At 31.7% G+C, this 23620-nt stretch carries 15 protein-coding genes; 14 read left to right on the plus strand and 1 reads right to left on the minus strand.

The window, feature by feature from the left end:
- Positions 1-357 precede the first annotated feature (357 nt).
- Positions 358-2229 (minus strand): LTA synthase family protein, encoded by a 1872-nt coding sequence (locus I2D94_RS10265; RefSeq protein WP_195396746.1) that lies wholly within the window; start codon positions 2227-2229, stop codon positions 358-360.
- 142 nt (positions 2230-2371) lie between these two features.
- Between I2D94_RS10265 and I2D94_RS10270 the strand changes: the two genes are divergently transcribed.
- The 14 genes from I2D94_RS10270 (at position 2372) to I2D94_RS10335 (ending at position 23610) form a co-directional block, all read left to right on the plus strand.
- Positions 2372-4675 carry a YfhO family protein gene (locus I2D94_RS10270; RefSeq protein WP_195396748.1) on the plus strand — a complete coding sequence of 768 codons (2304 nt, stop codon included), beginning with the start codon at positions 2372-2374 and terminating at the stop codon, positions 4673-4675.
- The gene (locus I2D94_RS10275; RefSeq protein ID WP_195396750.1) at positions 4656-6947 is read left to right on the plus strand and encodes a YfhO family protein; all 2292 of its coding nucleotides are present in this window, start codon (positions 4656-4658) and stop codon (positions 6945-6947) included. Before I2D94_RS10270 ends, I2D94_RS10275 begins: the two co-directional genes overlap by 20 nt.
- A 47-nt stretch (positions 6948-6994) precedes the next feature.
- On the plus strand, positions 6995-7930 hold the full coding sequence (locus tag I2D94_RS10280) for a glycosyltransferase family 2 protein (protein ID WP_195396752.1): 936 nt from the start codon (positions 6995-6997) through the stop codon (positions 7928-7930).
- A complete protein-coding gene (locus tag I2D94_RS10285; protein ID WP_195396754.1) occupies positions 7930-8340 on the plus strand; it encodes an FdtA/QdtA family cupin domain-containing protein in 411 nt (136 codons plus the stop codon). The genes I2D94_RS10280 and I2D94_RS10285 overlap by 1 nt, the downstream gene beginning before the upstream one ends.
- Positions 8337-9431: a DegT/DnrJ/EryC1/StrS aminotransferase family protein gene (locus tag I2D94_RS10290; protein WP_195396756.1), complete on the plus strand. Its 1095-nt coding sequence runs from the start codon at positions 8337-8339 to the stop codon at positions 9429-9431. Before I2D94_RS10285 ends, I2D94_RS10290 begins: the two co-directional genes overlap by 4 nt.
- Positions 9432-9451: 20 nt before the next feature.
- The gene (locus I2D94_RS10295) at positions 9452-11485 is read left to right on the plus strand and encodes a hypothetical protein (RefSeq protein WP_195396758.1); all 2034 of its coding nucleotides are present in this window, start codon (positions 9452-9454) and stop codon (positions 11483-11485) included.
- A gap of 47 nt (positions 11486-11532) precedes the next feature.
- Positions 11533-12477 (plus strand): glycosyltransferase, encoded by a 945-nt coding sequence (locus I2D94_RS10300; RefSeq protein ID WP_195396761.1) that lies wholly within the window; start codon positions 11533-11535, stop codon positions 12475-12477.
- 95 nt (positions 12478-12572) lie between these two features.
- Positions 12573-15119, plus strand: coding sequence for a YfhO family protein (locus tag I2D94_RS10305; protein WP_195396763.1), 2547 nt, complete (start codon positions 12573-12575; stop codon positions 15117-15119).
- Entirely contained in the window at positions 15116-15889 is a 774-nt protein-coding gene (rfbF, locus tag I2D94_RS10310; protein WP_195396765.1) for a glucose-1-phosphate cytidylyltransferase, read from the plus strand. Before I2D94_RS10305 ends, rfbF begins: the two co-directional genes overlap by 4 nt.
- The gene (gene rfbG / locus I2D94_RS10315; protein ID WP_195396767.1) at positions 15871-16935 is read left to right on the plus strand and encodes a CDP-glucose 4,6-dehydratase; all 1065 of its coding nucleotides are present in this window, start codon (positions 15871-15873) and stop codon (positions 16933-16935) included. The genes rfbF and rfbG overlap by 19 nt, the downstream gene beginning before the upstream one ends.
- A 2-nt stretch (positions 16936-16937) precedes the next feature.
- The gene (gene rfbH / locus I2D94_RS10320) at positions 16938-18281 is read left to right on the plus strand and encodes a lipopolysaccharide biosynthesis protein RfbH (protein ID WP_229056847.1); all 1344 of its coding nucleotides are present in this window, start codon (positions 16938-16940) and stop codon (positions 18279-18281) included.
- A gap of 83 nt (positions 18282-18364) precedes the next feature.
- Positions 18365-20068, plus strand: a complete 1704-nt coding sequence (locus I2D94_RS10325) for a thiamine pyrophosphate-binding protein (RefSeq protein ID WP_195396771.1) — start codon at positions 18365-18367, stop codon at positions 20066-20068.
- Positions 20065-22635 carry a YfhO family protein gene (locus I2D94_RS10330; protein ID WP_195396773.1) on the plus strand — a complete coding sequence of 857 codons (2571 nt, stop codon included), beginning with the start codon at positions 20065-20067 and terminating at the stop codon, positions 22633-22635. The genes I2D94_RS10325 and I2D94_RS10330 overlap by 4 nt, the downstream gene beginning before the upstream one ends.
- 42 nt (positions 22636-22677) lie before the next feature.
- Positions 22678-23610, plus strand: coding sequence for a glycosyltransferase family 2 protein (locus I2D94_RS10335; protein WP_195396776.1), 933 nt, complete (start codon positions 22678-22680; stop codon positions 23608-23610).
- Positions 23611-23620: the final 10 nt, after the last annotated feature.

Below are 23620 nucleotides of genomic sequence, written 5' to 3' on the forward strand. Positions count from 1 at the left end.
GAAATGAAGATGAGGATCTTTTAAATTGAGAACAGATACGATAGAATGAGTAATGGACATAGTGAGATTTCCTTTCTGTAATTTGTGGTGATTTTATTGTAACGGAAATTCTTACCTATGTCTCTTTTTTTTATGCTCAAGAAAAAAAGGCGTTGGTTTCTACCAACACCAAAATTTATAGAACCTCTTAAGATAGCTCTATTTTTTGATGAAGTATATACATATGACCATTGTGAGATTTATTAACTCAACCATCGCAGATTTTGGTATAAATGAATTACTAGTATATAAATATATTTTCTTTAATACTGATGTTGAGTTTACAGCAGGGTAATGGAAGTTCGCTTTTTAAATTTTTTAATTCTTTTCAGCGAAATAATCAGATGTTAGAATATTCTGACTAATTTGGATTTCTTCGAAAACTTTGTTATTTATTTCTTCTATTTCATCATCAGTTATAGATGGATCTAGTTTAATGACTGTTCCTTTCGTTGCATTATAATAGGCTTGATCATTAAGCCAGGAGCGATCTTCAAAGATAACAAGTCCATCTTTATCTGATAATGCATCACGACCAGTGATGAGATGACCGTTTAAGTTTATATCAAACAAATTACATAAAGTTGGCATAATATCATATGTTGAGGTCACTGTTTCGATAGTTGTACTATTCTCTAAACTTGGAGTCCAAATGATGAATGGAACTTTATAAATTTCATAGTCATTTTTAAGGTCAGTGAATAATTCTTTTGTCGCGGATTTTGTTAACCCATAAGGATAATGGTCTCCATAGACAGCGATAACAGTGTTTTCGAGTTGACCGGTTTTTGTAAGATCTTCAATTAAAATTTCCAATCCACTATCAAGCGTTTTCTGTGCTGCTAGATAACAAAGTGCTTCTGTAGAATACTTTTCACCAGCTTCACCATGGAGAACGATAGTTTGCCAAAGATCATATTCCAATTCATAACGTTCACGAACATAAGGTACATGCCCAGAAACACTAATAAAGAAATCAAAGAATGGTTCAGTAGCATTTTCATTTGTCGCTTCCAGAGCCTTAGTGAAAAGTTCACGATCATGAATCCAGTTATAAGCCTCTACAAATTCTGGACGCTTTTCTAAATTAAGATCAACCCAATCATAGAGATAGGTAAATCCGTAGGTGTAATGCAAAGTCTCACGATTATAAAATTCCTTTTTGAAAGAATGAAATGAGTTAGCTGAATATCCTATTTCTCGAAATAATTGAGGAAGTGCGCTTGGAAAAGTATTTTCATAAAAATCATAAGCAAGCGGACCATTGTCAATAGAAGGAATTTGGGAAGTAAGACTGATGAATTCACTATCCGCAGTAGCAGATTGATATACTGGTGCATAATGGTTATCAAAATTAATTCCTTGTGTTTTCATCATGTATAAGGTAGGAGTCAGTTCTTCATCAATGACAATTGTGGATAAAGATTCACATAAGATAAGAATTAAATTTTTACCTTTAAATATCCCTGTATAATCATTAGGTTCTGAAACATATCCATGTTCTTCTATATAAAGATCAATCATTGTTTTTTGTTCGTCAGTATTTTCTATTTTATGATTCAGAGTTAGCTGTGCATCTTTAATGGTGTATGAATACAAGCCGAGTCGATCAACGGCTCTGACTTTATTGTAAAGTGTATGGTAAAGATACGAGTCACTTTCACTTTTCTTAATATTCTCCGGATAATTTGAGAATGTTAAGAACAGGCAGGCAATACTTAATATACATAAAAAACTTGTAATACATATTCTTAGAATATAATTATATTTATATTGCTTTCCTTTAAATAAATTAACAAGAATAAAAGGGATCAGAGGCAAAAAATATCCAAAGAGATCTAATGTTAGTTTTCCGGTAGCTTCATTTTTCACTTGGAAAAATTCTTTTAGAATACTAGCTTTAGAAAAAGAAAAGAAAGTAGAGAAATAATTATAATGAAGATTTTGACAAAAGCAAAGTAAGGCCATCGTACTTATCAAAATTATTCCATAAGTTAATCTCATTTTTCGCCCCATGAGAAACATAAACGAACTTAATAAAATAGCAATAAAAATATTTACAAAAATTATTTTTGCGTTAGCTGAGGACATACCCACTTGATTACGGAAGTAATAATCAAAAAATAAGACAGAGAAGAAAAAGATTAAAATATCAGCGTTGCTTAATAAATGCTTTTTTATTTTTTTCATTATTATCACCTGATAATTATTATAAGCAAAACAAAGAATAAATTAAAGCTCAAAAAATTTTTGTTAAAATAATTAAGAATATTTATCGTAGTGAAACTATGAATAATAAGATATAATGAATCAGTATCAATGGAGGAATTTTATGCTAAAAAGATATAAGTATCCATTTCTGCTTGCGGGATCTGTAGCGTTAATCTGTGGATGTATGTTTTTGCCTAATTTGTTAGCGCATATTCCGGTAACGTATGGAACCGATTTAAAACCAGAACAATTGTTTTTTAATATGGAATTCACCAATTTAATGAATCAATTTTTTAAAACAGGAACTTTGCCTTTCTATTCATGGAGTATGTTTTTAGGAACTAATTTTTTTTCATCTCAAACGTTTTATATTATGGGAGATCCTTTTACTTGGGCTAGTCTGTTATTTCAGGGACTTAATTTTTTTGATCGTACTTTGTTATTAGAAATTTTAAAATTTTTTGTCAGCGCATTTTCAATGTTCGCTTTGTTAAGAACAATGAAAATTTCTTCAAAAATAAGTTTATTTGGGGGCTTATGTTACGCTTTTAGTGGATGGGCCATATTTTTTAGCGGACAATTGATGTTTCATTCATTTTATTGTCTAGTTCCTCTTTATTTCTGCGGTATTGAAAAATATCTTGCTTCAGGTAAGAAAATACAGTTTCTTCTGATGACTGCCATATTATTGATTTCACATTGGTATTTCTTTTATACACTATCCTTTTTAACACCATTCTATTATATTTATCGTTATAGCTTAATAAAACAAAATTTTAAATATTTTGTTTCCGAAACATTAAAATTAATCGGAGTTTATTTTGTGGGTGTAATGATAGCAGGGGTTATATTAGTTCCAACAATTTGCTATATGAGTGGAAATAATAGAATTGGGTTTAATACAGATCTTATTTTCCAAGATCCTCAAGTTTATTTACATTTTTTAGCTTCTATGTTTGTACCTAATTATCAATATATTTATGGAGTCAATGTGTTCGAAACAGATTGGCATGTAACTCGTGAAATTTGTATTTGGGCAGGAAGCTTAACGGCTCTGTTAATGTGTCAAATGATGTGGATAAAAGATCGAGTTTTCAAGAAACGTACGCTATTATTTTATGGTGCAATTTTGATATTAGCCATAATGCCAATGGGAGATGCAGCGCTCCATGGCTTTAGTGATCCCTCATTTCGATGGACGTTTCTTTTAACGTTATTTAATATTCTAACTGCCAGTTGGATGCTTGAAAATTATGAACAAATTGACTCAACAAAGATCATTGGTATGGCTATAATCGCAGCTGTTATCTGTATCGGCATTATTCCTTTGGCCGGGTTTGTTGAAGGGAAAAGTCAGATGCTTTTCAGAAATTATTTACCGCAGATTTTATTATTTTCTTCTTTTGGATTTTTAATATTTATAGAAGGACTGCTATTAAAACGGCGAGCAATTAACTTGTTGATAATTATTACTGTACTAGAGTTTTCATTATCAGGCGGACTTCATTACCTTAATAAAATGGATCGTTCTGAGCGAGGTAGCTATTCATTTGTTCAGCAAGTTACTCATGTGCTTCAAGACAAAGATCAAGATTTAAATAATTATCTTAACTACCTGGATTCAGATAATTACTCCCAATATTATCGTATATTTGTTCCTTATGACTCTCTTTACTGGAGTTATAGTCATAATATGTCGGTTGCTTATCAGCTAAATGGTCTGATGATATATGACTCCACCTATTCACCTTCAATCAATAAACTCGCTGAACTGAATCCTGATATTAAAGCATATAATTCCGGAATGATGTTAAATATTGAAGATCCTTCTTTGATGACCTTTCTCAATGTGAAATATGCTTTAGTTTTAGAGGAAGATGAGCTTCCTCAAGGCGTTCAATGGAATTTGATTCAGAATGATTATCGTGGTAACATCCGAATTTACGAAAATTTAGATTATAGGGCATTAGGAACTACTTATAGTTCTATTTTGACTTATGATGAATTTATAGAAAACGGGGAATCAATTCAGATTTTAAATGATCACATCTTATGTGACCAAAAGGATTATCATGAAATAAAAGACTTTTTATCAGATTCCGATTCAGTTAATTTGGAAGAAATAAGTTATGGCGGTAATCAATTAACTGGTAAAATTAAAACTTCTTCAGATACTTTTATGATAATAACTTTACCTTATGATGATGGCTGGAAGATCCTTGTAAATGGTAAAGAAATAAAAAAGTATAACGTCAATGGTGGATTTATTGGAATTGCTCTTAATAAAGGAGAAAGCCATCTAGAGATGTATTTTGTGCCTGAAGGTTTTAAATTAGGAATGACAATCAGTGCTTTTGGTTGTATCTTAGCTGTAGTATTATTCGGCTTAGAAAGGAAAAAGAAGCATGAGTATAAAGAAAAATAAGAGTTTATTTTTATTACTTGTTATCGTTTTATTGGGCGCTGGTTTTATTTATTTACCTTATATGATGAAGCAAATTCCTTATGAGTTTGTGACCATTGATACAAGAGAAGAAAACTTTGCTTTTTATAATGAGCTAATTCAATTGTTCGAAATGTTTAGAAAAACAGGATCATTACCTTTTTATTCATGGTCTGACTTTTTAGGAACAAATTTTTTTGTTTCTAAAATGTGGTATATAATGACGGATATTCCCATGTTATTCTGCGCTTGGTTTAAAGTCTATTTTTGGGATGCTTTAATTTTAACAACAATATTTAAGATGATCTTAGCCTCACTGAGTATGTATTTATTGTTAGGAATGTTTTCTTTCAAAGAAAGTACTAAAGTGATAGGTTCGATTTTATATGCGTTTTCTGCTGGTATGATGTATTATTCGGTTTATCCAATTTTTCTTTTTTCTTATAGTTTGTTTCCGTTATATCTTTATACATTAGAAAAATACCTTCAGAAGAAAAAATGGATTCCATTTTGTATTATGACGTTTGTCATGGCCTCAGTTAGTTTTTATTATTTCTTTGTTATTTCATTCTTTTTGCCTGTATATTATATATATCGATATTATCTATTACGAGAAAATTTTAATATGTTTTTTAAAGATACTTTTAGACTTATTGGATATTATCTTATTGGAGTTTGTCTTTCTGGAGTTGTTCTCTACCCAGTTATTCTCTATCTTTTGCAAAGCAGCCGTATAGGACATCCAGGAATTAATTTTTTGTTTAATGATATACGAGTTTATGTTACGGAGTTAGCTGGTATATTTTTGCCAATGAATTTATTGCAACCGGTTGCATATCCTTTTAATACGAATAATTATCCAACGCGAGAAATATTTCTTTGGGCGGGTTCTATATCAGTTTTGTTACTGCCTCAAATTTTTGTTTTACAAGAGCAAAAACGTAAGAAAGCAGATTTAATTTTTATAGGAATAGAAATCTTATTTTTAATATGTCCTTTGTTATTATCTGCGATGCATGGTTTCAGCGATGTATCTTTTCGAGGCACAATATTATTTGTCATAGTTAATTTAATTATGATGTGTCATGTTCTTGAACATGTTGCAGAATGGAATTGGCGACTTTTACGATTTACATGTATATTTGCGACTGTTGTATGTGCAAGCATTGTTCCTCTAACTTGCTTTATTTTAAAATTGAATATACTAGAATATACTGAAGCTTTGAGTTGGGGGACAACCTTTGCAGTTATATATTCTATAATGTTTTTGTTATTAGAAAAGCGTAAATTTATCTGGATCGGGTTGTTATGTATTTGCGAATTAATCATATTTCCGACAATATCACAGCATTATCTTAAGGATGGAAGTTATCGTCATTCTTATCAATTTATGAATGACGCGACGCATGTTTTACAGGATGAGCCAGGAGAACTGAGAAGTTTTTTGGATCAAATTGAGCTAGTAAATACTTCACAATATTATCGTGTCTATATCCCTCAAGAATCTGTTTATTGGAGTATGGGGCTTAATTCAGCTTTCTATTATCAAATTAATGGTTTATCGACTTATGATTCAATTTACGAGCCTACATTGAGAGCTCTTGTCGATCAGGTGCCTGAAATCATTCGAGGGTCTGATTGGTATCTAGATATACAACAAGCTCAGTTAATGAAATTCTTAAATGTTAAGTATGCAGTAGTTTCTAACGAACAAGAGTTGCCTCAAGATATGAATTGGCGATTAATTACAGATAACTATCGTGGATTTTTAAGTGTTTATAGAAATGACGATTATCGCCCTTTAGGTACTTCTTATACCCAAGTGTCCGTGCTAGATAAAGAATCTTCATTTTTAAATAATATATTAAAAGTAGCGTATTGCTCAGAAAACGATATGAATTTTTTGAGAGCGGCAGTAACTGATGAAATGTTTGAATTAGAAAATATAAAATATAGTGGCAATCAGTTAACAGGAACTGTTGAAAGTGAGAATGGAGGGCTATTGGTTTTAGGATTGCCTTTTAATGACGGATGGAATATTAAATTGAATGGTGATACTGCAGTAAAATATAGAGTTAATGAAAGTTTCCTTGGAGTGGTTGTCCCTTCAGGTAGTGTATTCTTAGAGATGTATTTTACACCTCCTGGATTGAAACAGGGCGCTATCTTGAGTATTGCTGGTTTCGTCATGTTTGTTTTAATACTTATTTTCTCATGTTTTAAGAAAAAAGATAGAAAAAAGTCCAGTTTCTAATGGACTTTTTTGCTATAATTAACTAGGTATCATAAGAGGAGTTAAATATGTCAAAAGTATCTATAGTTATTCCGTGCTATTTCAATGAACTGAATATAGCTGAGACTTATAAAGTATTAGTTCGTGATGTTTTTGAAAAAAGAAAAGATATTGAATTTGAAATTGTGTTTGTTGATGATGGATCAAGAGATAAAACATTAGATGAATTAAAGAAAGTTCAAACATATGATAATCATGTGAAAATTGTTAAACTTTCTCGTAATTTTGGAGAATTCCGTGCGATAGTTGCTGGCATGAGTCAAGCTACCGGCGATGCGATCGCTGTGATGAGTGCAGACTTACAAGATCCTCCTTATTTAATTACAGAAATGATTCAATATTGGCAGCAAGGTGAGAAAGTAGTTATTGCAGCCAGAAATAAACGCGATGAGCCTTGGATAAAGAACTTCTTCGCTAATACTTATTATCGTATTGTCAGAAAGCTGGTTATTGCCGATTATCCAAAGCAAGGCTTTGATTTCTTTTTGATGGATAAGAGTGTAGCGGAGATTTTGGTTAATATGCAGGAAAAGAACTCTTCGATTTACGTTCAATTGATTTGGACTGGATTTAACCCAAAAGTTATAGAGTACACAAGACAAGCAAGAGAAAAAGGAAAATCAATGTGGTCATATAAAAAGAGAATTGATCTTTTTATCGATACATTCATTGTTTTCTCACATACTCCAATTCGATGGATTAGTGGATTAGGTTTTCTAATGAGTATAAGTGGCTTTATTTCAGCACTGCTTCTAGTCTATGATAAATTGGTTCATGGTTCAAATGTTGCTGGATGGACATCTTTAATGGTTGTTGTGTTGGTGCTGGCGGGAGTACAAATGATTATGCTTGGAATTATCGGTGAGTATATGTGGAGAAATCTTGATGAATCTAGAAAACGTCCTTTATACATCATAGATGAAATAATTGAGGATAAAAAGTAATGAAGAATGTTTATTTGCAAGCTTTTAAGGCACATGGCAGTGCTAATGACGGTTATCTTAGCGCTATAGAAAGAAAAACAGGACTGCCGTTTGATATCCGAAGAGTTTATACTGTGATTAATACCCAAGAAGGAAATGTTAGAGGTTATCACGCACATAAAAGTTTATTCCAAATATTTTTTGCTCTAAGCGGCAAAATTGTTGTCCATTGCGAAGATATAAATGGTAATCAAGAGTGCTTTGAACTCAACGATCCTCATGTAGGGCTTGTGTGTGGTCCTCAAATCTGGCATACGTTAACTTATCATGATAATGCAATATTGATGGTCTTAGCCAGCGAGGGCTATGATGAATCTGATTATATAAGAGAATATGATGCATTTAAGAGGTTGAAAGAAGGAAATTTATGAAAATAGAAAATAATCAATTACTTCCGCAATATTTGAAATTTAAAAACGAATATTTAAAAAAGGTCGAGGAGGTTTTAGATAGCGGATGGTATGTGCTCGGTAATGAAGTGAAGTGTTTTGAAGAAGAATTTGCTGAATATAATCAATCTAAATATTGTGTTGGTGTGGCCAGTGGGCTTGATGCTTTGATTTTGGCTTTTGAAGCACTTCATTTGAATCCTGGAGATGAAGTTATTGCGCCAGCAAATACATATATAGCTTCAATTATGGGATTTACCAGAAATGGCTTAGTGCCTAAATTTATTGAACCTGACCAATATTATAATTTGGATCCTTCGAAGATTGAAGCTGCTATAGGACCTAAGACAAAAGCAATTTGTGTTGTTCATTTGTACGGACAGATAGCAAATATGCCAGAAATAATGAAGATTGCAAGAAAATATAATCTTAAAGTTGTTGAGGATTGCGCACAATCTCATGGAGCTTCTATTAATGGGAAGAAATGTGGCACATGGGGTGATGTAGGTTGCTTTAGCTTCTATCCAACCAAAAATCTCGGCGGGTTCGGCGATGGTGGCGCCATTATTACAGATAATAAAGACATTATGGAAGAAGTTAGAATGATGAGAAATTATGGCTCTAAAAAAACATATTATTTCGAAAAAGTAGGTTATAATTCTCGGCTGGATGAACTTCAAGCTGGGCTATTGCGGGTTAAATTAAAACATTTAGATGAACTTACTGCTGAAAGAAGAAAAGATGCTTTAAGATATTTGACCGAAATCAAAAATCCTAAAATTAAATTACCTAAGATGCAGTTTGGTGAGTTAGGTCATGTATTTCATTTGTTTGTAATTGAGGCAGAAGATAGAGATAAATTCATGCAATATTGTGAAAATCAAGAGATAGGTTTAAAGATTCATTATCCACAGCCTCCACATCTAAGTGAAGCATATCGAGACTTGGGTTATAAAAATGGTGATTTCCCAATTACTGAAATGATGGCTGATCATATAATTTCTTTGCCATTATACAATGGTATGCGAAAAGATAATTTAGATTTTGTTATTGAATTATTAAATAAATTTTAGAAAGTTAATATGGTAGTAATATGCCCTTTATTAGAATAGCATTAGAATTTTCACCTATATTATTCGTATTAATAGCATCAATCAATTTTGGTTTTTTTCTTCAAGGTCATTTCAAATTAGACAACAATATACCCAAAGTTGCACTAGGCTTTTTTTCAATTTTAGGGATAATTCAGCTTTTAAGTTATCCATTAGTCTATTTTGCCATAAATACAAAAGTTATAGCAATATTATATGTTGTGATTTTTGTGTGTGCTTTTTTCAGCTGTTTATTGTCTAAAACGAAATTAAGGATAACAAAGAAAGATTACATTTTATTTGCTTTTATAATAATTTCCTCAGCAGTTTTTATTAATTTTGCTTCTAATTATGGAGTTGGTGCACGATCTGATAGTATCTTTTATATATCAATGGTTAATGAAAATTCAGTTTTAAAAACTATTCAGACTATAGGGTTTAGAGGGAATGAGGTAGAAAGTGTTTATTATTTATATCAAAGTTTTTATCATTTATTTTCTATGTTAATTAAAATAACGCGAAATATTTTTTCGCTGATGAATTCTCCAATTTATCTTTATATCTGGGGAGCACAAATACTTTTCTTCTATATCTTTTTTGAGATAATTTATTGTTTTGCTTTTAAGTTCTTCAAAAAAAAATATATAATTTTCTTATCTTTTGTTATTGCATCTATTTACTTATGCTTTATTGATGGATTTTTTTATCTAGCGCTGATTGGAAATTTGTGGAGAGTGCTTATAGTTTCGTTATTTTTTTATCTGTTTTATTCTTATTTGCAATGTAATAATTACAAAATTTTCATATTAATGGGTTTAATGCTGTCTGCTTTAGTAGCTGTAAGTTCGTCCGGTTTTTATATTTCCTTTTTTATAGCAATATCTATTTTTATAGTTCTTTTAAAAAAGAATTTATCAAAAAAAGCAATAACAGTCTATTCTTTAAGTTTAATCTCACCAGTAATTTATGGAGCGATTTTAATCGCTTGGAGGTATCATTATTCAAATTTATTAATATATGGTATTTTAGTTATTTACATTTTGATTTGCCTTTTGTTGAAAAATCTAAGAAAATTTTGGAAACAAATTTATACTTATTTATTTTTAGGTTTGTTAGTTTTTTTTGTAATATATTCTTTAATTAATTACAAAAATTTATATCCATATAATTATTATTTTGAAGAACATTTGGCAGATATGTGTAATCAATACTTTGTGTTTAAAAATCATAAACAAATATTATTTAATACTTTGTGGTGGGGACTTACTGCATATATGTTTTATTTTAAACTCAAAGAAAAAAAATTTACAATATACGATAAAACTTTTTTAGTATTGATTATTCTCTTCTTAAATCCATTAGTAATGCCTGCAGTAATCTATTTTATAACAGACTTTGTATATTACCGCTCGTATGATTTGATATTTAATATTTTTAATTTAGCAATATTATTTTGGTATTTATCAGAAAAAAATAAAATGTTTTTGAAATGGTTAGTGATTTTTCAATGTCTGCTAATAGCTGTTTCTTTGCATTTACCTTTTGAAAATATTGCTTTAGGATCAATAAGGTCTTCTGAATATAATTATGGCCGTTTATATAAATTAAATCAAAATGAAAAAGAGATAGTCGATTATTTACAAACTGAAGTGAAAAATTTAAACTATAGACCGTGGGTCGTAAGCCAAATGCCTTATCTAAAAGGTTATGTGAATAATATACAATTGAAATTTGGAATTTCGGATACAAGAGAAATAGTCAAATATGAAAATGAAGAGATGTTGGAAAATGCTCCTTCGGAATTGCTAAATTTATTTATAGAAAGGGACTTTATAGGGCAAAATATTTTTAAAGAAGATCCTAATTATGATAAAGCTTGTCAAATTATATATGAAGAAAATGTTGAGTATATAATTTTGAGAAAAGATCAATTTAAGGAAAAGGATGATACTTGGATACCAATTTGGTTAGATATGAGAGCTTGCTCAGAAACTTTATTTCAAAATGATGATTATGTTCTATTAAAACGCTATTAATTAAAGTGGATTTATATTATGATATATCTAAAAAGAGAGGCAAATTTATGAAATCTTTAATCAGTATTGTAGCTCCAGCGTATAATGAAGAAGATGTTATTGAAAAATTTTATTTGAGAATCACAAAGATTTTATCAGCATTAAGTGAATATAATTATGAGATATGCATAGTTAATGATGGATCCGAAGACAATACAGTAAAAATATGTCATAGATTATTGGACAATGACCCGCATATATCTTTTCTAAGCCTATCACGTAATTTTGGACATGAAATAGCTGTAGCTGCGGGATTGGATTATGCTAAAGGAGATATTATCATTCTTATGGACATAGATTTACAAGATCCCCCAGAAATCATACCTCAAATGATAGATAAATATGAAGAAGGCTATGATATTGTCAATGCTAAAAGGAAAAGCCGTGAAGGTGAAACTTGGTTAAAAAAATTTACTGCCGAGATGTTTTATAAGGTTTTTTCTGCTTCAAGTGGAAAAGTGCGGATGCCTAAAAATGTAGGAAATTTTAGACTGATCTCTCGGAGGGTAGTTAATGCATTTAAAGAATTAAGGGAAACCCATCGATTTGCTCGAGGATTATTCTGTTGGGTTGGATTTCCTACGATCGAAATAGAATTTGAAAGGGAAGCTAGAGCCGCTGGTAAAACTAAGTATAATTATAAAACTATGATTAATTATGCTATTGAAGGTTTGACATCTTTTACAACAGCACCTTTGAGATGGGCAGCATATATAGGGATAATTACAGCTATATTTGCTATATTGTATATGATTTATGTTTTCTGGATGGCAATAACTAAGGATCCTAATTTACAAAAGGGATGGTCGTCTATGATGATTGTTCTTCTGTTTTTCGGGAGTCTGCAAATGATTTTTTTAGGGATTATTGGTGAATATTTAGGAAGAATATTTGATGAAACAAAAAATAGGCCATTATACTACATAGAAGAATATACTACTAAGATTAATTAATAGAAATTTTGTTTTTAGTTATAAGTTAGAAATAATATATGAAAAAAATCTTAGTTATTACATGAAGAAATTTGGGATAGAAAGGAAATGTTTTTATGATAAAGAAAAACAAATATAAAAATTTGCTTATACCCATAATAGTTTTTAGTGTGGGATTGTGCGCTTTTTCTTATGCAATAATTAAATATGATGCACTTTTTGTTTTTTCTGGGGATAATTTTGAACAAGAATATTTATTTATACTTGGCGGAATAAAAAGAATCAAAGCATGGAATTTTTCAGTGTATGATTGGTCTGCTGGCTTTGGAGCAGACTTTCTTATTTATGCATTTTTTTCAAGTCCACTATCTTTGTGTTTATCGTTAATAAAAGAAAATTTATTAAAATATTCTATAATATATTTACAAATTTTCAAAATTACATTAACTTTTTGTTTTGCTTATCTCTGGATATCAAAGCTTTCAAAGAGGAAGACAACTATTTGGATAGGTGCTCTATTGACCGCATTTTCAGGCTGGGTATTTCGATATTATAACTTCACGCATTTTCTTGATGGGTATATGTTCTATCCATTAATTCTTTTTTTTGTTGAAAATTATTTTCAGAATAATAAAAAAAATGGTTTGATTTTGATAATAGCGATACTTGGAATAATTAATTATTATTTTTTATATATGAGTGTTCCGCTCTTATTTATTTATACCTTAATAAGATATTTTGATATTAATAGAAATACAATTAAACTGAAGACTGTTTTAGTCGATGGATTTAGATATGCAGGATGGTTAGCTTTAGGTGCAGGTCTATCTGCTTTTGTCTTAATCCCTTGTGCAATATTGTTTATAAAGATAGGAAGATTTTCTGGAACGGAAGATATACAAATTTTTTCTCATATTGGTTTAAATGACATGTTTCGTATACTTAGTTCTATTTATACGCCGATATTCAATTTTTTCTCATATAATCCTTTTATAAGCACTTGGCAGAGTGGTGATTTAGGGTGGAATGGTGGTTGTACACTTTATTTATATATGCTAACGCCGCTGTTATTTCCGTTATTGTTTAAATTAAACGATAAAAGAAAGAAAAGAATATTAATAACTGTTTTTCTTACGATGCTTCCATTGATCTATTTCAAATCATTTTACTTTATATTGCAGCGAACAATTGATACCCGATGGTTTTTCATCATTACATTGATAACTATTTACGCACTTACTGCGATTTTAGATGAAATATTTGAGGGGAAAATTAATAATAAATGGATTTATATCTCTTTGATTTGTAATTTGTTTATTGTTTTGATGATTTTTCTGTTTAGTTATAAAAGTGGTTTTAATGAAATATCACAATTAAAAATATTGATGAATGAATTAATGCCATGTTATTTACTGATGGGAGTAGAAGCTTTTGTTTTGACAAGGAAGGTGCGTTGGAAGCAACTGCTACCCATTGTTTTGTGTGCTGAGATTATTTATACCGGAACAGTTTATTGTCGTAGTAATGTACCTTTAAAGCGTGATTTTTTTGAACCAGAAGGTAAGTTAGAAGAAGCTATAAACTATATTCAAGAAAATGATTCGGGTTTGTATCGTATTCAGTTGGATATGTCTACTATGCCAGAATATTATAAACAAGCAAATATTCCTTTTGCATATAATTACTCAGGAACATCAATTTATAATTCTATATATGAAGGTGAAATGTCAGAATATTATGAGCGAATTAATAATGGTTTGTGGATTTTTAATCAATTAATAGGTCGTCAAGAAATGTATAATCAATTAGCGAGTAAATATTTTATTACATTTGGCGAAAGTGAAATGATTCCATTAGGCTATGAAAAAGTTTATACTACACAATCTGATTATCAGGTCTATAAAAATGAAAATTTTATAGATTTAGGCTATAAAAGTGAGAAGGCAAATATAAATGAATTTGAAAATTTACCTTACTTATATCAAGATATGCTAATGCAGCAGATTACTTACTCACCAGCAGCTGCGATTAACGAAAACATAGCGTGGGATAAAAATTTAATTCATTTAGGAACCATGCCTGATCAAAGCTATCGTGAGTTGTACTTGAAAGAAAATTTGGATGATGGAATATTATATTTAGATAATCGAGGTATACCATCATTAACTATTGAATTATATCATGATCAAGAATTAATTTTCAGCGATTCTTTTGATCAATTTGACTATATAGATTTGCATATAAATAAAGAAAATAAGATTAATCGAATAGTAATAATCGGGGATGATATTTATGAAACACATCTATACATGGATGTTTACTTTAAACCAAGGATGGCATATGCAAATGTAGAAAGTATATTTAATAATACGCTAGTTAATAGGAATAAGATTACTTCACAGCTACATTTGAACGAATCTAGTTTCATCACTACGTCAATTCCATATAATGATGGATGGTCTGTTTATATAGATAATATGAAAGTAGATATCGAAAAAGTAAATCTGGGTTTTATCGGATTTTATGCAAAAAAAGGTGATCATATGATAGAATTTAGATATAGAACAAAGGGCAAATTGATAGGGATAGTAATCAGTTTAATTTGTTTATCAGTTCTTATTATTAATTATATCTTATCAAGGAAAAGAGGGAAATCGACATGAAAGTCGTAATTTTAGCAGGTGGATACGGAACTCGGATCAGTGAAGAATCCCATTTAAAGCCAAAACCGATGATTGAAATTGGGGGAAAACCAATTATGTGGCATATTATGAAATATTATAGTCATTTTGGTTTTCATGATTTTGTGATTTGCTGTGGTTATAAAGGTTATGTAATTAAAGAATTCTTTGCTGACTACTTTCTCCATAATTCAGACATCACATTTGATTTACAGAACAATAAACTTGAAATCCATAATAACAGTTCAGAGCCTTGGAAAGTAACCTGTGTAGATACCGGTTTGAATACAATGACAGGCGGAAGAATTAAACGAATTCAAAAATTTATTGGTAATGAGTCCTTTCTGATGACCTATGGAGATGGTGTTAGTGATGTAGATATCACTTCATTACTTGAATGCCATAGGAAAGCGAGAAAAACTGTGACTTTAACAGCAGTTCGCCCGGGAGGTCGATTCGGAGCACTTGAATTATCTGAATCCAATGAAATTCGATCTTTCAAGGAAAAGAATATTGACGATGGTGGATGGATTAATGGCGGATTTATGGTGATAGAGCCACAGATTTTTGATTATCTTAATGGAGATTCTTGTGTTTTTGAAAGGGAACCTTTGGAAGTTTTAGCAAATCAAGGACAGTTACAAGCTTATAAACATTATGGATTTTGGCAATGCATGGATACGATGAATGATAAAAGTAAATTAGAGAAACTTCTAGAAAAAGAGGAAGCGCCATGGAAAGTATGGGATTGATGAAATCATTTTACAAAGGGAAAAAAGTTTTAGTTACCGGACATACTGGTTTTAAGGGAAGTTGGCTATGTAGTATTCTTTTAGAATGTGGCGCAGAAATATGTGGTATTGGATTGCTGCCTAATACAGATCCCGCATTATTTAATTTATTAGATTTAGAAAATCGTATTCAGTCGCATATTTTAGATATTCGTGATCTTCAAAACGTTAAAAGGATTTTTGATGAATTTAAACCAGAAATTGTCTTTCACTTAGCAGCTCAGCCCTTGGTCATTGATTCCTATAAAAATCCTGTTTACACCTTCGATGTTAACGTTATTGGAACTGTTAATATTTTGGAATGTATTCGATTAAATCCTTGTGTGAAGTCATTCGTTAATGTGACCACAGATAAAGTTTATGAGAATCAGGAACAAGAAAATTACGGTTACGTTGAAACTGATAGATTGAATGGCTATGATCCTTATTCTAATAGTAAATCTTGTTCAGAGCTGGTTACCGCGTCATACTGCAAATCGTTTTTTAGTGATCGAGATTTAGCTGTTTCAACATGCCGGGCAGGAAATGTTATCGGAGGCGGAGATTTCTCGGAGAATCGAATTGTTCCTGATTGTATAAAATACACTGTAAAAAATATACCAATTATTGTTAGGAACCCAAATTCAGTCCGGCCATATCAACATGTTTTGGAAGCAGATATGTTCTATTTAATGTTGGCTATGAAACAATATAATAATAAAAGCTATGCAGGAAATTATAATATTGGGCCAGATGATAGCGATTGTGTAACAACAAGTCAGCTTTGTGAGCTGTTTTGTCATTTTTGGGAAGGCGCTAAATGGAAAGCAACGGACTATCAAGGACCGCATGAAGCTAATTTTCTAAAATTAAATTGTGAAAAAGCAAAAAGTATTTTAAATTGGCATCCACGCTGGCATGTGGCTGAGGCTGTTAAGAAGACTATAGAGTGGTCAAAAGTATTTGTAAATAACGGAGATCTAAAAGAAATTACAAGTCATCAAATTTTAGAATATATGGAGGAATGATTATGACTTCAATGTCAGAAGATAAGAAGCAAATATTAGAATTAGTAAAAGAGTACTACAACCATTATCATAAAGACACTGATGAGTATAGCGAAGGAGATCGAATTGCTTATGCAGGACGAGTTTATGATGAAGAAGAAATGGTTAATCTGGTTGATAGTGCTTTAGATTTTTGGCTTACATCGGGCAGATACTGCGCACAATTCGAAAAAGATTTTTCAAAGTTCTTAGGAGTTAAGCATTGTTTGTTAACGAATTCAGGTTCATCCTCAAATTTGATTGCATTTATGACGCTGACCTCTCCATTATTGAAAGAAAGACAAATCAAGCGTGGAGACGAGATAATCACGGTTGCAGCTGGTTTTCCTACGACGATCTCTCCTATCTTGCAGTATGGGGCTATTCCGGTCTTTGTTGATGTTACTATCCCTACCTATAATATTGATGTTAGTCAATTGGAAGCCGCTGTTAGTGAGAAAACAAAGGCTGTTATGATTGCACATACATTAGGAAACCCGTTTGATTTAGAGAAAGTAAAAGCATTCTGTGATAAATATAATCTCTGGTTGATTGAGGATAATTGTGATGCATTAGGATCAACTTATTATCTTAATGGGGAAGAAAAACTAACGGGAACCATTGGTGATATTGGAACATCTAGCTTTTATCCGCCTCATCATATGACGATGGGCGAAGGGGGAGCTGTTTATACTAATAATGCTTTGCTTTATAAAATAGCTTTGTCGTTTAGAGATTGGGGTAGAGACTGTATCTGTCCAAGCGGACATGATAACTTCTGCGGGCATCGTTATGATGGGCAATACGGATTATTGCCAAAAGGCTATGATCATAAATATGTTTATTCACACTTTGGATATAATCTGAAAGCGACAGAGATGCAAGCTTCGATAGGGGTTGCCCAGCTAAAGAAACTTAATGAATTTACAAAACAACGCCGAGAGAATTTTGAGTATTTGAAAGATAACTTGAAAGATCTTGAATCTCATTTGATTCTTCCTGAAGCTACGGTAAACTCAAATCCTTCGTGGTTTGGCTTTCTTATAACAGTGAAAGAAGGCGTGGATAGAAACGAACTTGTTCAATTTATCGAATCAAATAATATTCAAACAAGAATGTTATTTGCAGGGAATATGATTAAACATCCATGTTTTGACCAGTTACGAGAACAACAATCGGGATATCGAGTTGTTGGTGATTTAAGAAATACGGATCACATTATGGAAAACACATTTTGGATTGGTGTTTCACCCAAAATGAATAAGCAAAAGTTGGATTTTATGAGCAAAATTATTCATAATTATTTTAATAAACGAGAAGAGCGCTGATCTCTTCTCGTTTTCATAAGGGAGAATGACTTTTATTCATATTCTTCTTAGTGTAAAATAAGAGAAGAAAAAGGAGAATGATTATGAAAGCTTCTGATGCCATCGTTCAATTTTTTATTGATAAACAGATTACTGATATTTTTGGATATCCAGGAGGTATGGTAACGCATTTAATGGATTCCTTTGATAAATATAAAAATAAAATCTCTGCCCATGTTACCTATAATGAACAAGGCGCGTCATTTGCGGCCTGTGGATACGCCCAAGTTAGTCTAAAGCCAGGAGTCGCTTATGCGACGAGTGGCCCGGGAGCGACGAACTTGATTACCGGTATTTGCAATGCCTATTTTGATGGAATTCCTGCAATATTTTTAACAGGACAGGTCAATACTTACGAGTCAGGCAAAGGTCTTTCCTGCAGGCAAAAAGGATTTCAAGAAACTGATATTCTAGGAATTGTCAGGCCTGTTACGAAATATTGTTCATATATAGAAAAACCGGAAGACTTATTGCCAGAATTAGAAAAAGCTTATACCATGGCGATGGATGGGCGTTGTGGACCTGTAGTGCTAGATGTTCCCATGAATGTTCAACGTGCTGACATTGTTTATTCTTTAAACGGAGCGCAGAATCAAGTGCCGAACTTGATAGATGAAAATCAGCTGCAGGTTATAATTGATATTGTCAAAACTGCTAAAAGACCTTGTTTTCTAGCGGGGGCTGGAATTCGTCAAAGTGGTTCATTGAACCAATTCGTTGAGTTAATCAATGAGAATCAAATACCTGTAGTAACTAGTATGATCGCAATCGATACTTTGCCTAGTAATCATTCTATGAAGTATGGCTTTATTGGCGCCTATGGCGATCGTACAGCTAATTTTATTGTAGAGAAGTGTGATTTGTTAATTACATTGGGAAGTCGCTTAGATATTCGGCAAACGGGTGTGAATCAAAAGAATTTTGCACCGCATGCTAAACTTATTCGTGTGGATATTGATCGTCAGGAGTGCACAAATAAAATCAAATCGGATGAGATTGATATTAACTTGGATTTAAAAGAAGCAATTCCAGTATTATCACAAATTTTAAGAAATTATTTGAATGAAAATGAGGATTGGATTAAACTTTGTAACACGATTAGGAATGAACTGAGCAGTATTGATGATCAATTACCTAATCAAATTGTTACTTCTTTAAGCGAGAAGATTCCTGAAGATGTAGTCATTACCACAGATGTGGGGCAGAATCAGGTATGGATTTCACAATCTTTTCAGGTGAAAGAAAATCAAAGAATTTTATTTTCTGGGGGACATGGGGCAATGGGGTATTCTTTGCCTGCAGCAATTGGCGCCTATTATGCTTCTGGGAAACCGATTGTATGTTTTAATGGTGATGGTGGATTTCAAATGAATATTCAGGAATTGCAGTTTATCGCCAGTCATCATCTGCCGATAAAGATAATTGTATTTAATAATCATTCTCTAGGTATGATTAGACATTTTCAAGAAATGTATTTTGATTCACGATATGCGCAAACGATAGCTTCTGGAAACTATTTTAGTTGTAACTTGAGGAAAATTTCAGAGGCTTATAATATTCCATTTTATGAATTCTCTGATAGCGATTTTACAGTAAAGCATGTTTTTGATGATATGGGACCATGCTTGGTTGAAATCAATCTGCCAGAAGAAACTTATGTTATACCTAAATTAGCTGTTGGAAAACCGAATACCGATCAAGAACCATCCTTAGACCGTGTTCTTTATAGAAAGTTGATGGATTTATGAGTGTAAAAATAAGAAAAATCCTGCCTTTGTGGGGCTGTTTGACTTTGATTCTTTGTGCATTTTATACCTATGTTTATGTAATCAATCATTACACTTTAGTTTTCTGGGGAGATCAGACTGAGGCATTAATCCCTTATATGATTGATTTGTATACGCAGTTTAAAGAGAGTGGGTTTACTCTATGGAATCATTCCATCGGATTAGGTGCAAGTAACCTTGTCTATTATTATACGATATTAGGTTCGCCTTCCTTCTATTTAAATTTATTACTGCCCACGAGTGACTGGATTCCTTATTTTATTCCTGTTTTGGATAGTTTGCGTTTCTTTTTAATTGGAACTACTGCTTGGTTATGGCTAGACAAATTAGTTTGCAGTGATAAAGCGAAACTCATCGGGACTTTAATCTTTACACTCTCCGGCTGGGCAATGTACTGGCTGCACTTCAGCTATTTTCTAGATGCGTATCTCTATTTAGCTCTTCTTTTGTATTTTAGCGAAGAAATTCTTGAAGGAAGGAAAAAGTTAGGTTTCACTCTAATTATTTGTTTGTCATCAATTATCAGTCCCTATATTTTATATATGTTTTCTTGGCTATTATTTATCTACATGATATGCAGACTTTTCATGAAATATGAAAAAGTGACTCTTAAATTTTTCTTTCAGAAATTCTTATCTGTTTTTGTTTATTATTTGTTAGGAGTCGCTTTGTCAGCCTTTGCTTTATTACCTGCAGGACTCATGTTATTATCAACTGATCGCATAGGAAGTGGAACGGAGTCGTTATTCAAGCCTTTGTTAGGCGGGGATTTGATTCGGGTTATAACATCATTATTTTCGCCAGTAATTAATGATTATGATTATAATATTTTCAGTTCTCCTTTCTTAAAATTAGATAATCGTGTTTATACTGTTTATAATTATTCATTTATTCTATTTGTTCTCTTATTGCCTCAACTTTTGAAAATAAAGTTTAGAGGAAAGAAACCCCTAATAATAACAAGTTTAGTTTTATATGCGATGCTTCTTTTTCCGGTCTTTTATTTAGTCTTTAACGGGAACACGTCAATTCGCTGGAGTTTTTATTATATTGTTTTCAATGTCATGCTTATTGCCTATATCCTACAGAATGAAGAACAATTTGATAAAAAGCTGTTAGCCGTATCAGGAGTGGGATGCATTTTAGTTCTTATTGGTATTTCTTTGTTGAGCATGAAATTAGACTGGACAACAGAAATAAATCAGAGTGTGATTAAACGAGTCTGTGTGGTTATTTCCGGTTGTATTGTTTTCTATACATTTTCTTTATTAAAGAATAAAAATAAGTTTTGTAAAGTTTTATTAATAAGTACTGTGATTGCCGAAGCAGTTTTTTGTATGTGCCTGAGAGTTGTCAATGGTACGAATAGTTTAGTTGCTAATTCCGAGGGTTGGAATGAATATCAACAGAAAATGTTAAACACAGATGCCGTTGATTTTATAAAAAAACAGGATTCTGGATTTTATCGTATCGATTTTGCGGATAATTCAAGCATTGCTTATAATTATCCAATAGTGAAACGATATAATGGCTTTACTTCCTATTTTAACGTCTATAATCATGAAACAAGACCTTTGTATGATAATCGAAGTACTGATAATTGGTTTTTAGGTTATCAACCTTCAAAGTTTTTACTTAAATCTTTATTAGGCTCAAAGTATATGATTACGTGGGAAGATAATCAATTTTTAATCCCTCATACCTATGACTTGATCTATGAGTCATCAAAACAAAAAGTTTATAAAAATTCTCTTGATATGTCATTAGGTTATGCTAGTTCAAAAATATCGGGGTTCAATATCCTGGAAGATCTTGACAAATCTCAGGAAGACATTGTTCTGTTAAATTCGATTGTAATTCCAGAGGCAATGAATAACGAATCAAATATTAATGATATTTATCCATTAATTGCTGAGAACTTAGTTAATTCCGGTTTTCCTTGGCATGAAAAAGAGGGCTATTTGTTTGTTGATTATAGTCAAAGTAATCCTTATGGCATAGTCGCTTACGAATTCTATAAAAATGGAAAACAAGTAAAATACGAGGAAAATTATGAATATGGATATACTGCCATCCGTGTTGATCAAGATATAGATGAAGTATATATCTATTGCAAGAATTTTAATAATATAAATGAGTATATTCCTGTTAATGTATATTGGATTTCTGATAAGGTTATCGACCAATGCTTTTCTCGCTTAGCAGCAGAAGATCACTTTGAAAATGTTTTAGTTTCAGGTGAAGATCTCTCTGCGGATATAACAATTAACAATGAAAAAAAATGGGTTGCCACCACTATTCCATATAATCCGGGCTGGAAAGTCTGGGATAATGGTAAAATAGTGGATGTCAAAGAAGTGAATGAAGTATTTATTGGTTTTGAATTAGATGAGGGAGTTCATAGAATCCAATTTAAATTTATACCCTCAGGTTTGAAGCTTGGGATGGGAATTAGTTTTGGAGCATGTATAATCGTTATATTCTTAGGGTATAAGAAGGTAAAACAAGCCGATATTGTAAATGATTAAAAAATAACGTAAGATAAATAGGTTGAGAAAGGCGGAAATAACATGAAAAAGATTAGTATAGTTGTCCCTACTTATAATGAAGAGGAAAATGTAAAGCCTTTATCAGAAGCTATTATTAACGAATTGAGTATAAACTGTAGTACATATGATTATGAATTAATATTCATTGATAATAATTCAAAGGATAACACTCAAGGCATTATCAGACATTTATGCCATGAAAATCCTAAAATAAAAGCAATATTTAATACTAAAAATTTTGGACAGGCTAATTCTCCATTCTATGGGATACTTTCGAGCACGGGAGATTGTACTATTCTTATCTGCGCTGACTTCCAAGATCCGATCGACATGATTCACCTATTTGTTCAAGAATGGGAACAAGGCTATAAGATCGTTATTGGAAGAAAGACAACAAGTAAGGAAAATAAAGTAATGTATACATTCCGCAGTCTCTATTACAAGTTGTTAAATAAATTTTCAGACTTTGAACAAATAGAGCATTTCACTGGCTTTGGCTTATATGATGCTAGTTTTGTGCAGACACTACGAGAATTAAAAGATCCAACACCATTTTTGAGAGGTATTGTGGCAGAGCTGGGGCCGGAAAGAAAAGAAATTGCTTATACGCAGCAACAGCGCAGAGCGGGAAAAACAAAAAATAATTTCTTTCGGTTATATGACTTAGCAATGTTAAGCTTTACTTCTTATACGACAATAGGGTTACGAGCTGCAACTTTTATCGGATTTATCTTTTCTATATTGAGTTTATTTGTCGCCTTTCTCTATTTAGTGCTTAAGTTAATAAATTGGTATACGTTCCCCATGGGGCAGGCGCCTATTTTAATTGGCGTATTTGTGTTTGGGTCGCTTCAACTATTTTTCATAGGGTTGATTGGAGAGTATATCATAGCAATGAATAAACGTTTAATGAATCGTCCGTTAGTTGTGGAAGAAGAAAGAATAAATTTTTAAAATGGTGAAA

It is taken from the genome of Holdemania sp. 1001302B_160321_E10, assembly GCF_015552275.1.
Classification (GTDB): Bacteria; Bacillota_I; Bacilli_A; order Erysipelotrichales; family Erysipelotrichaceae; genus Holdemania.

Bases quoted from the DNA above. Each gene is read 5' to 3' on its own strand.
- rfbH (WP_229056847.1), top strand. From the start codon at position 16,938: ATGACTTCAATGTCAGAAGATAAGAAGCAAATATTAGAATTAGTAAAA.
- I2D94_RS10305 (WP_195396763.1), top strand. From the start codon at position 12,573: ATGATAAAGAAAAACAAATATAAAAATTTGCTTATACCCATAATAGTT.
- I2D94_RS10290 (WP_195396756.1), top strand. From the start codon at position 8,337: ATGAAAATAGAAAATAATCAATTACTTCCGCAATATTTGAAATTTAAA.
- I2D94_RS10325 (WP_195396771.1), top strand. From the start codon at position 18,365: ATGAAAGCTTCTGATGCCATCGTTCAATTTTTTATTGATAAACAGATT.
- rfbF (WP_195396765.1), top strand. From the start codon at position 15,116: ATGAAAGTCGTAATTTTAGCAGGTGGATACGGAACTCGGATCAGTGAA.
- I2D94_RS10335 (WP_195396776.1), top strand. From the start codon at position 22,678: ATGAAAAAGATTAGTATAGTTGTCCCTACTTATAATGAAGAGGAAAAT.
- rfbG (WP_195396767.1), top strand. From the start codon at position 15,871: ATGGAAAGTATGGGATTGATGAAATCATTTTACAAAGGGAAAAAAGTT.
- I2D94_RS10330 (WP_195396773.1), top strand. From the start codon at position 20,065: ATGAGTGTAAAAATAAGAAAAATCCTGCCTTTGTGGGGCTGTTTGACT.
- I2D94_RS10285 (WP_195396754.1), top strand. From the start codon at position 7,930: ATGAAGAATGTTTATTTGCAAGCTTTTAAGGCACATGGCAGTGCTAAT.
- I2D94_RS10295 (WP_195396758.1), top strand. From the start codon at position 9,452: ATGCCCTTTATTAGAATAGCATTAGAATTTTCACCTATATTATTCGTA.
- I2D94_RS10280 (WP_195396752.1), top strand. From the start codon at position 6,995: ATGTCAAAAGTATCTATAGTTATTCCGTGCTATTTCAATGAACTGAAT.
- I2D94_RS10300 (WP_195396761.1), top strand. From the start codon at position 11,533: ATGAAATCTTTAATCAGTATTGTAGCTCCAGCGTATAATGAAGAAGAT.
- I2D94_RS10265 (WP_195396746.1), bottom strand. From the start codon at position 2,229: ATGAAAAAAATAAAAAAGCATTTATTAAGCAACGCTGATATTTTAATC.
- I2D94_RS10275 (WP_195396750.1), top strand. From the start codon at position 4,656: ATGAGTATAAAGAAAAATAAGAGTTTATTTTTATTACTTGTTATCGTT.
- I2D94_RS10270 (WP_195396748.1), top strand. From the start codon at position 2,372: ATGCTAAAAAGATATAAGTATCCATTTCTGCTTGCGGGATCTGTAGCG.